Below are 14,618 nucleotides of genomic sequence, written 5' to 3'. Positions count from 1 at the left end.
AGCGGCAAACATACGAACCGGCGTCCCCCTGCGCGCCCGGGCCAAGACCGGCCAGGCACGTGCTTGAAGGGTACAGCTTCGGGGGAAGCCGCGCCAGCCAAGGCGCGGCGGGCTGCCGGGGCCCTCTGGTCATTGCAGCATGTAGGTCTCGTACTCGAGCCGGTCCAGCTTGCGGTCGAGCAGGTAGATCGCCAGCGCCACCACCACCAGCAGCGAGACCGCGAAGCCGTAGCCGTACCACGCCGGCCCGAACTGCAACGTCAGCGAAGTCAGTGCGAGATTGAGCACCACGAACAGTCCCGACAGCAGCAGTACCTCGCGGCGGCGGTCGAGGTAGAAGTAGATGTTCAGCACGCCGAGCAGCACCACCTGCAGGCTGGCGCCGATCACGTCCACGTACAGCAGCGGCAGGTACAGCTCGGAGATGCCCAGCAGCGCCAGCACGTAGCGGCCCACCACGAACAGCAGCAGCGCGGCGATGGCCTGCACCTTCACGATCTCGTACAAGCCCAGGCGGATCGTCTGCACCATGGTGTTGCGCATGTCCTCGATATGCTCGAGCGAACTGCCGCCGCGCACGGCGTTGTAGAACGCGTCGTAGTATTCGACGAAGTCGGTCTCGATGCGCACCAGGAACACCGCCATGCCGGGGATGATCGCCAGGTAGGCCAGGAACACCGGGATGTCGTAGATGATCGATGCGTGCAGCGGCCCGATCACCTGCTGTCCGGTGGATGGCGCGTACCAGAACATGAACTTGTCGAGCCAGATGCCGAGGTTGTAGAGCAGGCCGATGGCCATCAGGCTCGGATAGGCGTTGCGGCGCTGGAACACCTCGAACGACATGAAGCGCTGGCTGGTGTAGTTGCGATAGATCAGCACCACCATCGCCGTGAGCAGGCTCAGCTGGCCGGCGACGAAACCGGACAGCAGGCCTTCGAGCCCGTAGTTGCGCAGCGCCAGCGCAGCCGCCACGGTCAGCGTGTAGCCGAGCAGGAAGGTCCATACGATGGCCTTGTACTGCTTCATGCCCGACAGGAAGATCACCGCGATCCAGATATTGCTCATGACCACGAAGCCCGCGATCATCAGCAGCCGGTACAGCACCGATTGCTGCCGGAACGCAAACAGCGCGCACGCCAGGCCGATCGCGCCGGCCAGCACCGTCACCAGCAAGGCCACCGCGTGGAAATTCGACAGCACGAGGTGGGACCGCTTCTCGAACAGCCGGTCCGACGTGAAGCGCGTGAAGGCCAGCTGCATCGGCCCGGTGAGTATCAGGCTGACCGCGATCAGGTAGGTCACCGACACCTGGAATTGCGTCACCAGGCTGCCCGGCACCACGAAGGGCAGGCTCAGCACGCCGATCAGCAGGATGCCGACGATCGACAGCACCCACGGGCCGGAACTGATGATGCCGGCGTAGGCATAGGCGCCGAGCATGCCCGACAGGCTGTCCCGCCGCAGCATCTTGCGCAGTTCGAAACCAATCCCCGCCATCTCAGCGACCTCCCTTCATGGGGCAGCCCGCGGCCTGGGCCGCCGTCATGGGCGAGCCGGCCGTTGCGCCCGGGACGCCCGCGGGCGCCCCGGGCGGCTGCGCCATCAGGCGCGTGTACAGCTCGCGGTAGCTGCCAACCATCATCTCCTGCGTGTAGTAGCGCTCCACGCGCTGGATACCGGCCTGCTGGGCGGCGTGCCAGGCCTCGGGCGAGCCCAGCAGGTCGATGGCCTTCTGCGCCAGCGCGGCCGGATCGGCAATGCGCACCACCGCGCCCGCGGCGCCCAGCCCGGCGTCCTCGCCGGGCTGGCCGAAGATCAGTTGCCGGCACGAGCCCACATCGGTGGTCACGCACGGCACGCCGGCGGCGAAGCCTTCGAGCACCACCAGCGGCAGCGCCTCGGAGATCGAGCTCAGCACCAGCACGCCCACCTTGGGCAGCAGGTCGTCGATGCGCTGGAAGCCGAGGAACCTGACGCGATCGCCCAGCCCCAGGCTCTCGGCCAGGCTGCGGCACTCGCGCGCGTACTCCGGATCCTCGTCCTCCGGGCCGGCAATCCAGCCTTCGGCATCCGGGTACTGGCGAACCACCGTGAGCATGGCGCGGATAAAGGTCTTGATGTCCTTGATCGGCACCACCCGCCCGATCAGGCACAGCACCGGCGGCACGCCGGGCGCGCGCTGCGCGCGCAGCGCCGCCAGCCGCGGCAGGTTGATGCCATTGGGAATATTGCGCGTGCGCGCGGCGCTGGCCCCGTCGGTGACCTGGCGCTGGCGGTTGCCTTCGTAGAGCGCCACGATGGTGTCGCCGGCGTCGTAGCACACGCGGCCAAGCGTTTCGAAAAAGCGCACCCACAGCTCGCGGAAATAGCTGATCTGCGAGATGTCGCGCTCGAACACATTGCGGTTGTCGCGGATCCACTGGCTCTGGAACAGGTCGATCTTGCGTTCCTTGGTGTAGATACCGTGCTCGGACACCAGCAGCGGGCGGCCCGTGCGGTAATGCAGCATGGCGCCGAGGAAGCCGGCATAGCCGGTCGACACGGTATGGTAGACCTTGGCCGGCAGCAGGTTCGTGGCGACGCGGGCAAGCTGCCACAGCGGCTTGTGCATGATGCGCACGGTCCAGAAGTAGTCCGTGAAGGACGGGTCCGTGCAGTACCGCCGGTACTGTTCCGTGATGGTCTGCCAGGCGTTGCGGCTGTACAGGAAGGCGTCCTCCGACAGCCTGCCGCCGTCGCTGAGTTCAGGCATCAGCGCGCGGATCAGTTCTCCGGCCGCGGCCTCCTGCCCCGGCTTGCGCAACACCTCGTGCAGGCGCGCCGAGGCGGCAAAGGCGGTGGCGTCGCCAGCGCTGCCGTGCACCAGCGGCGGCGGCGCGAAGTCGTACAGGAAGTGGGTTTCCAGGTGCACCACGTTCTCGGGCAGCGCGTAGACCATGTTGCCGTAGTCTTCGCGGCGGCTGCCGATGAAGACGATGGCGAAGCGGATTTCCGGGAAGGCCCGGATCATCTGGTTGACCCAGCTCGACACCCCGCCGCTGACATACGGGAAAGTGCCTTCGAGCAGCAGGCAGACGTCGGCCGAGTCGGCGCGGGGCAAAGGGGTATCGCTCATGATTGCCAGTAACGCAGCATGGGCCGCACCAGGGGCAGCGGCGATGGGCTGTCGAACGACAGCAGGAGGGCGCGCACCGCGGCATAGTCGCGTTCGAGGTAGGCGGCTTCGGCCAGCAGCGGCAGCGTGCGCTCGCGCGAGAAGCCCAGCCGCTCGGCGCGCTGCAGCCACTCGCGCGCCTGCGCGGGTTCGTTGCGGGTCAGCGCCAGGCGCCCGCGCATGTACCACAGGCCCGCCTGGCTGCCGTCCACCTCCAGCGCGGCGCGGGCGTGGCGCTCGACCTGGTCGGCGGTGTAGCGATAGACGTCGCCCTGCACCAGGTTCTGGTAGATCAGTTCCCAGTACAGGTCGGCCACGCGCTTGTGTATCTCGGCGCGCCCGGCGTCGTCGCCGGCGTCTTCGAGACGCGGCAGCTCGGCCAGGATCCGCTGCGTGAGGTGCTTCTCGGCGCCGTCGAGCATGCCATAGGCCAGCAGGCGCACGTCGTCGGCGCTGTCGGCCAGCAGGTCGCGCAGCACCGGGCTGGAGGTGCGCGCCGGCATCGACTGCATGGCCACCAGCGCGGTCATGCGCTCGGGCAGCGGTGCGCGCGTGTTGCCCAGCTGGGCGCGCAGGCGGGCGCCGCCGCCGTGCGTGACGCGCGAGATCAGGTGGGTGACGAACACCGGCAGCCCGACCAGGCCGATGCCGCCCGCTTCGTTGCGCCCGGGGAACAGCCGCGCGATCAACAGGCTGCCCACGCAGACGACGGAACCCGCCAGCGGCACCAGCAGGCAGAACGCGAACAGGTAGCCGTAGCTCCATGCGAACGGCACGCGAAAGCGGCGCGGCAGCAGGCGCCACAACACCATGGCGATCATCGCGGCGGACAGGGCTTGCATGCCCAGGAAGGTCAGCAGCAGCGCGGTGCTGTTGCCGGCGCGCGCCAGCAACGCCAGGGCGGCGATTTGCGCGGCGACGCCGCCGATGCCGAGCTTACCCACGGCCAGCCTCGCCCAGTGCCACCGGCACCGGCACCGGCGCCGGCTGTACATCCACCTGGCAGCGGTGCAGCAACCGCACCAGTGGCTCGACCGGCGCGCTGGCGGGCACGGCCAGCGTGTGCACGCCGATGCGCGCGGCCTCGAAATCGGTGCCGAACTGGGCGCGCAGCATGTCCTCGATGCGCACCAGGTAGGCCGAGGCGGCCTCGCTGCCGGACAGCGGCATCAGCGTGAGCAGCGCGCGCTGGTGCGCGCTGCTCAGCGGCCATGCCACGTCGAGCGCGCGGCGGCTGCGGATCACCTGTTCGAACAAGGCATCGCGCGATTCGTCCAGGTCGAACACCAGCGCCACGATCGTGCTTTCGATGCCGCTGTCGCGGCGCAGGCGCGACAAGCGCGCGTAGTCCAGCGCGAAGTCGTACGGGCAGCCGGGAATCGCCGCCGCGATGGCGCGCGTGGAGACCGCATGCTCGACGCCATCGGCGTAGTAGCCCATCAGCACCATGAGCAATTGCAGGTTCTCGTAGCTGAGCGACAGGAACGGCATGCGCTCGACTACCAGCAGGCCGACCAGCTTGTCGGCGCCGGACAGTACCGGCGCCACCGCCACGTAGCGGGTCTGCGGGTGATCGGCCGGCTGGCGCGCCACGCCGCCGCTCTGGAGGTGCGCGAGCTGCCGCGTCTCCAGGCAATGGCGCACCAGCACGTCGTCGCGATCGAACTCGAAGTCCGGGCCGATCCGCGCCGATGCCTCGGCGTCAACCGTATCGCCACGCACCGCGTAGAGCGCGGCCGCCTCGAGCTGGCAGGCCTGCGCCACCACCTGCAGCATCGGGCGCGCGCCCACCAGGAGGCCGCCACCGCCGCCACTGTCCTCGAGCGATACCGCGCGCATCTGCGACAGCGTGTCGCGCAGCGTGGTCGGCTTGGCCAGCAGGTCGTTCTCCAGGCGCGCATGGGACACGCGCAGCAGGTAGTGGTTCTTGGTGAGCGCGGCCAGGCGCTCCTCCAGGTAGCGGTTGAGGGCGCGTGCGCGTGCCAGCCGCGTGCCCCAGACATCGCCGAACTGCCCGGCCACCAGCACCGTCAGCAGGCCGCCGAGGAAGAACAGGCGCGGGAACTCGCCCGGCTGCGCCCCCATCTGGTGGAAGAAGAACCAGCCACCCAGCATCATCAGCACGCTGCCCACGCCGATGAGCGTGCCATAGCGCAGCGCCAGGATCAACGGCAGCAGCCAGGCCCAGGGAAAGCCGAGCCCCAGCAGCAGGGGGTTGCCCGGCAGCACCAGGTAGCCCGCGCCCAGCGCCAGGACCATCGTCACCACCAGCTCGACCAGCGCGACCGGTCCGCTCGTGGCAGGCGCGATCAGCCGCAGATAACGGCCGCCCGCGCCAATGCCCTGTCCTTCCCGTATCTTGTCGGCTGTATTGGCCACGATCGCGCTCTCCCGCGTCTCAACCCTGGCGCAGCGGCGCCAGCAAGCGGCGCAGCAGCTTCTGCGCGGTGCCGGACAGCGATTCGCGGCTCCAGCCGCTGTCGCTGCCGGTGGCGGACCACACCACTTCGCCCGTGCTCACGTCGAGCAGTTGCAGCGAGATGCCCACCGCCGGCTCGCCGTCCACGCCGACCTTGTAGCGCCATTCCTGCACGGCGCCGGTCAGGGCGTAGCGCACCTTCTGCGTACGCGCCCATTCCAGTGCCTTGCCCACCGCTTCGCGCTCGGCCGGCTCGAACAGCGTTTCCGGGTTCAGGCTGGCCGGGTAGCGGCGCACGCTGGCGATGCCGCCGGTCTTGAGCAGGCTCTCGGCGATGGCCTCGGCGCGCAGGCCGGCCTGCGGCGTCTCGGTGTAGTTGACGATAGGCAGGACCGCCAGTGCTTCGCCGGCGCTCAGCGCAGGTGCGCGGCCCACATCGGTCACCGCGCAGCCGGCCAGGCACAGGGCCGCGCCCATTGCGCCGCACCAGCCCAGCAGGCGTGCCACGCGATGCTGCTTCTTGCTAGTTGTTTCCATGACGCTTTTCCCCTAAACGATTGAATCCCGATTGCATGCGGTGAACCGGCGCGGCGTGGTGCCCGCCCGGACTAGAACAGCCATCTGTAGCGCACGCCGACTTCGGTCAGCGGCGTGCCGCCATTGCGCGCGGCGGTTTCGTGCTGCACATACATGGACAGGTGATCGTTGCCGAAGACCGTGCCCGCGATGCCCAGCTGCGCGCGGAAGTTCTGCCCCGCGCGGGTGTCGTGCAGCAGCCCGAGCTCGGCGAACGGCCGCCATTTGTGCGTGTAGTCGTCGAGCAGCTCGGTGCCGAAGCCGACCGTGACGCCGGCCTGCGTGAAGCCTCCGGGCATGTAGAACGCCGGCGTGGCGGCGTCGCCGGCGGGCACCAGCGTGGCCAGCTTGCCGCTCAGCGTGCCGCCGCGCGTGTTGTAGCTGGCATGGGTGCCGACCATCCGCACGGTGTAGTCCGGGTAGGCGGTGCGGATGCGGTAGCCCAGCTCGACGTCGTACACCACGCCGTTGCCCAGCGACGAGCCATCCTGCCCGCGGAAGCGGTTGTACTCGACGCGCGCGCCGGCGAACTCGCGCAGGCCGAAGTTATAGCTTGCGCCCAGCCCCAGCACGTCCTTGGCGCCGCCGACGCGCAGCGCGGCCGATTCGTCCGCGTTCTGGTTCAGGCCGGCCACGGTGGTAAAGCTCACGCGGTTTTCCTCGCGCCACGCGCCGGTGAAGCGCGCGGTGGTCATGCTGTCGAGGCCGTCGCGCCGTCCCACGGCGAGCCGCCAGCGCTTGTGCAGATCGCGGTAGCCCAGCGAGAGCTCGCCACGCTGGTCGGAGCCGGGCACGCCGGTGAGCTGGGCCTGGTCGACGCTGCGCTGGCTGCGCCAGACGCCGCGCAGGTTGAGGTCATAGCCATCCCACAGGCGCACGCCGCCGGCCAGGCTGTAGTCGAAGTAGGCGAGCGGGCTCTGGCGCTGGTAGGTCACGCGCGGCTCGATGGCCTGCGCATTGAACAGCAGCGTGTCCTGCAGGGTTTCCTGCAGCTTGTCGTCGGCGCGGGCGATGTCCTGCGCATCGAAGGCCTGGGTCTGCGCGGCGCCGAGGCGGCCGAGCTGCACGTTGGCCTCGATCTGGTTGTCCACCGGCACCCGGCCGGCCTGGCGCTCCAGCACGCGGTCGAGCGCGTCCAGGTCGCCGCCGGCCAGCGCCAGCGTGACTTCGGCATAGGCCGGGCGCAGCAGCTGGCGTGCGTACTGGCGGGCCAGCCAGGCACGCGCGAGCGCGTTGGACTCGTTCGACAGCGCCCACGCCAGCGCCACTTCCCTGGCCGCGGCGGAGACCACCGCCTGCTGGCGCGCCTCGCGCTGCGCCATGTCCTGCGGCAACCTGAGTTCCAGCGGCGGCAGGCCCGGGATCTCGCCCAGGCGCGACTTCGGCGCGGCCGGGCCGGTCCAGTCGGCGGCGCGGGCGCCGGCCATCACGCTGCGGTCGGCGCCCAGCATCTCCATCACCAGCCGCCGCGAGACGTCGCCCGAGGCGAAGATCTGGCCCAGCGCCACGGTCTGGCGCCGCAGCTCGGCCGGGGCCGGGCCGCCTTGCGCGTCCGCTTCCTCGGAGGCGGGGCCGAGCGCGCGCGGGTCGGAGGCGCGGCGGCCCTGCGGGCTCTTGTCGCTGTGCAGGTCGATCCAGGCCTGCCGGCGCAGGCGCCAGCCGGTGTCGGTCTGGCCGATGGCGTCGCAGGCATCGGCGGCGAGTCCCAGCCAGAGCGGGTCGGCGCTCTTGCCGCTGGCCATCTTGCGCAGGTAGTGCAGCGCGCCGCGGCCGTCATGGAAGCGCATGCTGCCGGCGGCGAAGGCGCCCCACAGGTCCGGGTTGTCTTCGGCCTCGCCCCTGAGGCGCAGCATCATGGCGCGCACCTCGGTATCCGGGCCCAGGTCCACCAGCGACCACATCAGCGCGGCCAGCGTCTCGCTGCCGGCGTCGGGCAGGCTGGCGGCGCGGCGCAGGTCGGCCAGGGCCTGGTCGCGTTCGCCGCGCGCGCGCAGGTATTCGGCGCGCATGGCGAGGAAGCGGCTGGCCTGCTCGGCCTGCCTGAGCTGCGCGGGCGTCATGGCCTGCAGCAGGCTGGCGATGCGGTCGTAGGCGCGCGCGCGGGTGTAGTAATTGATGGCAAGCTCGAGCGACTCGAGCTTGCCGCCCTTGCGCCAGCCGGCTTCGGCGATGCGCCCGGCATCGATGGGCGAGCTGTCGTAGAAATCGATCAGGTTGGAGAAATCCGATTCCTCGCTGTCGCGCACGTCCTCCAGGCAGTGGTTGCGCCCGGCGCCGGGCGGCATCTTCAGGCAGTGGTCGTCATGTGTCCCGGCCATGGCCAGCGTCAGTTGCCGGTAGCCCTGCTCGAGCAGGTCCTCGCGCTGGTTCAGGCGCGCCAGTTCCGTGAGCGTGCGCCAGAAGTCGATGTCGGTGGGGCCGGCGGCGGGCATGGACGGCACCATCGCCTCCAGCGCCTGGCGCAGCGCGCCGCGCACGTAGAGCAGGTTGGCCCGCTTGAGCGCGTATCCCGGGCGCGGGCCGAAGCGTTCCTGCAGGGACGTGTACAGCGCGAAGGCGCGGGCGTCCTTGCCGGCGCGCTCGGCCAGCTCCGCCTGCCGCTCCGTCACCTGGCGCGCGTTGGGGCCGCGGCTGAGGCTCTCCAGGAAGGCCATGCCTTCCTCCGGCTCGCCCAGCCGCTCGTAGGTAGCGACCACCTCGTCCACGGTGGCGAGGTCGCCGGTGCCGGCTCGATGGCGCAGCGCGGCCAGATAGGCGCGGTCGTCGTTCAGGGCCGGGGCCAAGCGCAGCACCGCCTTCCAGGCGGTCTCGTCGTTGCTGGCCTGCGCATACTCGAGCCAGCTCTTGAGCGCGACCGTGGGCTGGCGGTTCCACTCGGCCACCTGGGCCAGGCGCTCGCGCCAGCGCGCCGAGCCGGGCAGGTGCTTGACCGCGGTCTCGGCCACGCGCTGCGCGTCGTTCAGCTTGCCGGCCGCCAGGAAGACCTGGAAGGCGAGTTCGTAGTCGTCCGCGTTGAAGGCGCGGTCGGCCGTGTCCGGGTCTGCGGCGGCGGGCGCCGCGACGGCGGCCGGGGCGGCCGGCCTGCCCTGTACATCGGCCACGCGCCGCAGGCGTGGCATGCCGGCTTCGCCCATGGCGCGGCGCAACGCCAGCCCGCGCGGTCCGTCGAGGAATACCACGCCTTGCGCGGCCCACGGCTGGCTGCCGGCGATGCCCCGAATCCCCGCCCGCTGCGCGGCGGCGCCCGCGGGCATGCCTTGCACGCTCGGCGGCTGGCGCAGCAGCCGCTCGACGTAGCGCGCGGCCTGCTCGGGGCGGTTGGCGGCCAGCGCCAGCCTGGTCAGGTAGCGCAGGACTTCCGCGTTGTCGAGCAGCTTGCCGCCGCGTTGTTCGGCCTGGGCCAGCGCCTGGTCCAGCAGGTTGCCGGATTGCAGCGTCTTCAGCCCGGCCAGGAACAGCCTGCGCTGCTCGGCCGGATCGGTGGCGCGCGCCTGCGCGCTGAACAGCGCTTCGGCCGCCTGCTGGTAGTCGCCGCCGGCAAGCGCCGCCGAGGCGGCCTGCGCGTTCCACAGGTCGGCGCGGGCGGGATCGCTCCTGGCCAGCGCGCGGTAGAACACCTGGGCGGACTTGAGCGCATTGATCGCGCGGGCGGTGGTCGCCAGGTCTTCGAGGTCGGCGCGCGTCCATGTCATCAGCGCGGCCTGGCCGAGCAGGCCGGCAAGGTGCTCCACGTGCTGGTTGCGCTCGGGCGTGTCCGGCGGCGCGGCAAAGGCGCGCTGCTGCGTGATCTCGATGCGGGTGCGCAGGATCTGGCCGGGCAGGTCGGCGTCGGCGGGATTGCGCACAGGGCCCTGGCGCGCGGCGTTGTAGCGCGCTTCGAGGTGACTGAGCATGCGTTCGGCCTCGTCCAGCCGGCCGGTGCGCGCGTATTGCTCGGCCAGCACCGCCATGAAGCCGTTGTCGTCCGGCGTGGCACGCCACCAGGCCTCCAGGTAGGCCATGCTCAGGCCATCGACCGCGCGGCCTTCGCCCAGCAGGCGTTCGCGCAAGGTCTCGCGCGGGAACATCAGCGCCAGGCCGATCCCCACCATGGCGGTGAAGGTCAGCACGAACGCAGGCGGCAGCAGCCGCTCGCGCTCAGGCGCCGCAGGTGATTTCAACGCTTTGCTTGGCATTGCCGGGATTGGAGACGGGCGTGGTGTCGAAACGCAGCGTGCCACGCTCCCGCACGCCCGCTACCGCCTTGCCGTCGATGGCAACCCGGCAACGGTCTGCGCCGGCGAGGCGGAAAAATGGCCTGGTGTAGCCGCTGAAGTCAAAACGGATCTGTTGCGCGCTGCCCTGGCCACCGCGCCGCCAGCCGCGCACGAAGCCGCTGGCCTCGACGATCTCCGGCACCGCCGGCATCCTGGCCGCGTCGTCGCGCATCACGATGCGCGAAGCGCCGTCGACGAGGTGCACGTAGACGCCGCCGCCGGGCGCCGGCGAGGTGCCGGTCACATTGTGCGAGCCGGCCACGTCGGGTACGCCGGCGCCGGTCCAGCGCACATTGCGCAGGTTGCCGTCGCCGCGCACGATCCACGCGGCGGGCTGCCTGCCGTCGCCGCCGGCGCCGATCTCGCGCGCCACCGCCATGCCCTGCCAGTCGATCACCTTGCGCGCGTAGTCGCTGGCGTGCACCGGCATCAGCGGCTGGTTCAGCGCGTAGTCGTAGACCTTGCGCAGCGCCTTGAGGGAAGCCGCCTTGGTACCCGAGTAGCTGTGATAGTAGATGTTGACCGACTTGAAGCGGTACGGCCGGTCGGTCAGCTCATAGGTCTCGATCACGCGCTCGAAGCCATAGAACGGGCCGTGCCACAGGTTGGTGTAGACGTTTTCGTTCTGGTTGGGCGCAAAGACCTGGAAGGTGCCGTCGGCCTTGTTCACGCCGATCGGCGAGATCGCCGTCCAGCTAGGGTTGCTGCGCGTGATCAGCGTGTCGCCGCCGTTCATGTTGAGCACGCCAGCCTGGTCGGCCAGCTTGATGGCCTCGGGCGGGGGCTGGCAGTCGCCCGACCACAGCAGCATGCTGACCGGCTTGCTGGCGGGCGCGAGCGTGCGGTTGATATAGTCGATCGAGCCGCCGATCTCGCGCCGCAGGTCCATCTGGTAACCGGGGATCGCGAGGTGGTAGTCGTCGTCGCCCTCGGTGGGGTTCTGCGCGTGGGTGCCGTCGGGCACGGTGCGGCCCCATTCGAACGGGTGCGAGTAGGTGTGGCTGGCCACCTCGACGTACGGCTGCGCGAAGATCTTGCGCGCGATCGGCTCGAGCTGCGCGGTCAGCTTGGGGTACATGCCGTCGCTGGCGACTTCGCCCTGGATGATGGACATCGTCATCGGCAGGCGATAGCGGTCCCAGATCTCGCGGAACAGCACTTCGCCGGAGAAGCCGCCGCCGGGGATCTCGGCACGCGAGGCAAAGCCGTCGCCGTCGACGTGGATGGTCAGCAGGCGGCGAGCGTTCTCGGTGGTGACGTCCGGCACCGGCATGGCCGGCAGGCGCAGCGCCTCGCGCAAGAAATCCAGCGGCTGCACGACCCAGCGGTTCTGGTCGTTGGCGCTGCGGCGCACGGCGTAGGGGCCGAGCACGTAGCCGCCCCAGGGCGTGATGGCGGCGGCGTCGTAGGTCAGCGTGCCCGAACGCAGGCGCAGTAGCGAGCGAAAGCCCGGGCCGTCGCCCACCTGCACGGCAGCGGCCTGGGTGCGGTCCGGCGCCACCGGCATCTCGAAGCCCATCATGGGATCCTTCGATACGACCTCGGCGGTCTTGCCGACCTTGCCCTTGACCGCATTGAGCTGCAGCGACGAAGCCAGCGAGCCGCCGATGCGCGCGCCGAAATCGTTCAGGAACACGACGGGGATGCCCTGGCCGACCATGCGCTGGATCCAGCCGGAGAAACGGCCGGGCTGGTCGCGCACATTGCCGCCCATCCAGACCACGACGCCGGCGTAGCGGTCCGGGCCGATCTCCGGCAACGGCTGGCTGGCTTCGGCGAAGTCCACGCGATAGCCCAGGTAGTTCAGCGGCATCGCGACGAAGCGCACGCCGGCGGAGTCGTCGATCGAGACGCCGGCCTCGCGGTCCTGCACCACCAGCACGCGGCGCGGCATGACCTCGATGGCGCCGATGCCGACGGCCTGCAAGCCCGGGTCGGCCACGTAGGGAATGATGTCCAGCGCGCGGATGCGTGCGGCGGTGTCGCGCGCGCACTTGCGGTCGGCTGGCGGGCAGTAGTCGATGGAAATCACCGGCAGGCGGTATTGCTCGCGGATGATGCGGGCCTGGCCGAGCAGCCAGTTGCGGTCGGCTTCGCTCACTTCGGTGTAGCGCTTGTTGCCCTGGTCCCAGCCGCGGTACAGCGACTCGAACGCGACCGCGTAGGCGAGCTGGTGGACCTGCGGCAGGATCTCGAAGCCGCGGTTGAAGATCAGGCGGGCGTCGGGGTAGCGCGCCTTGATGGCGCGGATCACGGCGACCATGCCGGCTTCCTGGCTGGCGCGCGCCGCGTCGGTCTTGGCCACCAGCTGGTAGGAGTCGAGCGTGTCGAGGAAGAAGCCGCGGTAACCGCGCTCCCACAGCGGCGCAATGACCTTGTCCACGTAGAACGGGGGCCAGCCCGGCGCGGCCTGGTCCACCACGCGGGCGCCCCAGGCATCGTTGTTGCCGGTCAGCCAGGCCTTGGGAAGGTCCTTGAGGTAGGAGCGCGACGGCTCGACCTCGCCCACGCTGACGTAGGCGAACCAATCGGTACCGGGGGTAGCGGCGCGGCGCGGGTCGAAACCGCTGTCGGGCTCGACCACCGCGATATCGAAGGCCTGCAGGGCATCCACCGGCGGCTTGCTGCCGTAATGGAAGGCGATATTGGGCGCGCGCGCGCCGGGGACTGCAACCGCTCGTGCGGCCGCTTGTCCGCCCGCTTGTCCGGCCACCTGTCCGGCCACCTGCGCCTGCGCCGGGCCAAGCCAGGCTGTGAATACGGTCAGCAACGCAGCAAGCCAGGCCCACGTCATCGTCGTGCCCGCACTCGCGCCGCACAAGCCGGCCATGCGACGCATGAGGCCGTCCAATCGCAACAATTTCACCTACTGACCCCTGTTGTTCTTCATTCTTATGCCCCTCCCGGAAGAACCCRCCTGTCTGACTTGCGGCACCGTCCTTGCGGTGCCCGGCAAGCGATGCGTTCCAGGCGTGAATGTTCCGTTGCACCCGCGCTGCCCGAGTCCCGGGCAGTCCCCTGCGGTTCATTTTTATGTGCTTATTTAAGCACTAAATCGGCAGATTCTGAAGCATGTGGATGGTCATGCCTATAAGTATTTAGGACTAGGGAGATGCGTAATGACGTAATGACGCAATGACGCATGCAATCTCCTGTCGCACCCGGGCAGCATGCCCGGTCCTGCGAAAGCCGCCGGCACGGAAGGACGCCAGGCAAACCCGCGCTCCGCGGCTGCAATGCGTTGATGACCCTGAGCACGCAGGCGAACGGGCTTGCTGTCCGTCCGACCCCGCGCGGCAGTCTTCCGATACGGAAATGCAAAATGCCGGATCACCGTTTTCTGCATTTTTATTGTTTTGCGCACTGACGACCATAGCACGGCGTGGTTCAGGCAAATCGCCGGGTAGCCGCATAAACAACAGAAACGGGCTGCGCGCCGGAACGCGCAGTGCTGCCTTGGCCGGCACGACAGCGAAGCGAATGGTAGGTCACTCGTTTCAAACCTAATGTCAACAATTGTCACGCCGGGCGACGACGCGGTTTTTGCAGGCTGCCGCTGTGTAGAATTTTCCCAAACAAGAAGACATCTGCTCGGCGGCCACCTCGCACCGGACCACGCTCCGGCCGCGCGCCGCATTCGGAAATGTCGAAAGCCAGCTCGTGGCGCAGACGGGCCGCGCGCATGCGCATGGCTACCTTCGAAGGCAAACAACGGCGCGTCGCCGACGCGCCGCACCCCATGGGGAACGCATGCTGTCAGATGAGAGCACTGCCGTGATGGCACTGCTGGTCCTGTTCACCGCCATGCAATGCATTCTCTCGGCCCTGATGCTGGCCCTGCGCCGCAGCGCGGCGGGCCGCGCCTGGGGCGCAGGACTGGTACTGGCTTGCGCCGCTGGCCTGCTGGTGATCGACGCGCGCAGCGGGCCCGCGTGGTTCCTGCTGGTGGCGCCGGCGCTGGGGCTGGTAGCCCAGTTGCTGATCCAGCGCGGCATCACCCYGACCGATGGCCGCACGCCGGCCGCGCCGGGGTCGCTGACGGCCGGGGCGGCCGCCACGCTGGCGGTGCTGGCCGCTGCCGCGCTGGGCGCGGGCAGCCGCCAGGCCGAAGTCGCCGGCTACATCGCCGCGGCCGTCGCCGCGGCCTGCACGCTAGCCTGGCTGCTGCAGCGGCCGCAGGCGCCGACCCGCCGCAGCCGCCCGCTGGTCC

At 69.7% G+C, this 14,618-nt stretch carries 7 protein-coding genes and 1 pseudogene; 1 reads left to right on the top strand and 7 read right to left on the bottom strand.

Going from position 1 to position 14,618, the window contains the following annotated elements; genetic code table 11:
• Window positions 1-129: 129 nt before the first annotated feature.
• From pelG to AC1DO7_RS16765, 7 genes are all read right to left on the bottom strand, one after another.
• A complete protein-coding gene (gene pelG, locus AC1DO7_RS16795) occupies window positions 130-1,500 on the bottom strand; it encodes an exopolysaccharide Pel transporter PelG (protein ID WP_441611984.1) in 1,371 nt (456 codons plus the stop codon).
• A gap of 1 nt (window position 1,501) precedes the next feature.
• A complete protein-coding gene (gene pelF, locus AC1DO7_RS16790) occupies window positions 1,502-3,118 on the bottom strand; it encodes a GT4 family glycosyltransferase PelF (protein WP_441611983.1) in 1,617 nt (538 codons plus the stop codon).
• On the bottom strand, window positions 3,115-4,101 hold the full coding sequence (locus tag AC1DO7_RS16785) for a tetratricopeptide repeat protein (RefSeq protein WP_441611982.1): 987 nt from the start codon (window positions 4,099-4,101) through the stop codon (window positions 3,115-3,117). The genes pelF and AC1DO7_RS16785 overlap by 4 nt, the downstream gene beginning before the upstream one ends.
• Window positions 4,094-5,536, bottom strand: a complete 1,443-nt coding sequence (locus tag AC1DO7_RS16780) for a PelD GGDEF domain-containing protein (protein ID WP_441611981.1) — start codon at window positions 5,534-5,536, stop codon at window positions 4,094-4,096. The genes AC1DO7_RS16785 and AC1DO7_RS16780 overlap by 8 nt, the downstream gene beginning before the upstream one ends.
• A 19-nt stretch (window positions 5,537-5,555) precedes the next feature.
• Complete coding sequence (locus AC1DO7_RS16775; RefSeq protein WP_441611980.1) at window positions 5,556-6,113, bottom strand: penicillin-binding protein activator LpoB; 558 nt, start codon at window positions 6,111-6,113, stop codon at window positions 5,556-5,558.
• 71 nt (window positions 6,114-6,184) lie between these two features.
• On the bottom strand, window positions 6,185-10,327 hold the full coding sequence (locus AC1DO7_RS16770) for a tetratricopeptide repeat protein (RefSeq protein WP_441643119.1): 4,143 nt from the start codon (window positions 10,325-10,327) through the stop codon (window positions 6,185-6,187).
• The gene (locus tag AC1DO7_RS16765) at window positions 10,290-13,202 is read right to left on the bottom strand and encodes a bifunctional glycoside hydrolase/polysaccharide deacetylase family protein (protein WP_441612265.1); all 2,913 of its coding nucleotides are present in this window, start codon (window positions 13,200-13,202) and stop codon (window positions 10,290-10,292) included. The genes AC1DO7_RS16770 and AC1DO7_RS16765 overlap by 38 nt, the downstream gene beginning before the upstream one ends.
• 956 nt (window positions 13,203-14,158) lie before the next feature.
• Between AC1DO7_RS16765 and AC1DO7_RS16760 the strand changes: the two are divergent.
• Window positions 14,159-14,618: pseudogene (locus tag AC1DO7_RS16760) on the top strand (GGDEF domain-containing protein); the annotation flags it as partial.

It is taken from the genome of Cupriavidus sp. 05N40, assembly GCF_056397305.1.
Note: the sequence above shows the minus strand (reverse complement) of the source record. Positions and strands in the feature narration are given on the sequence as shown.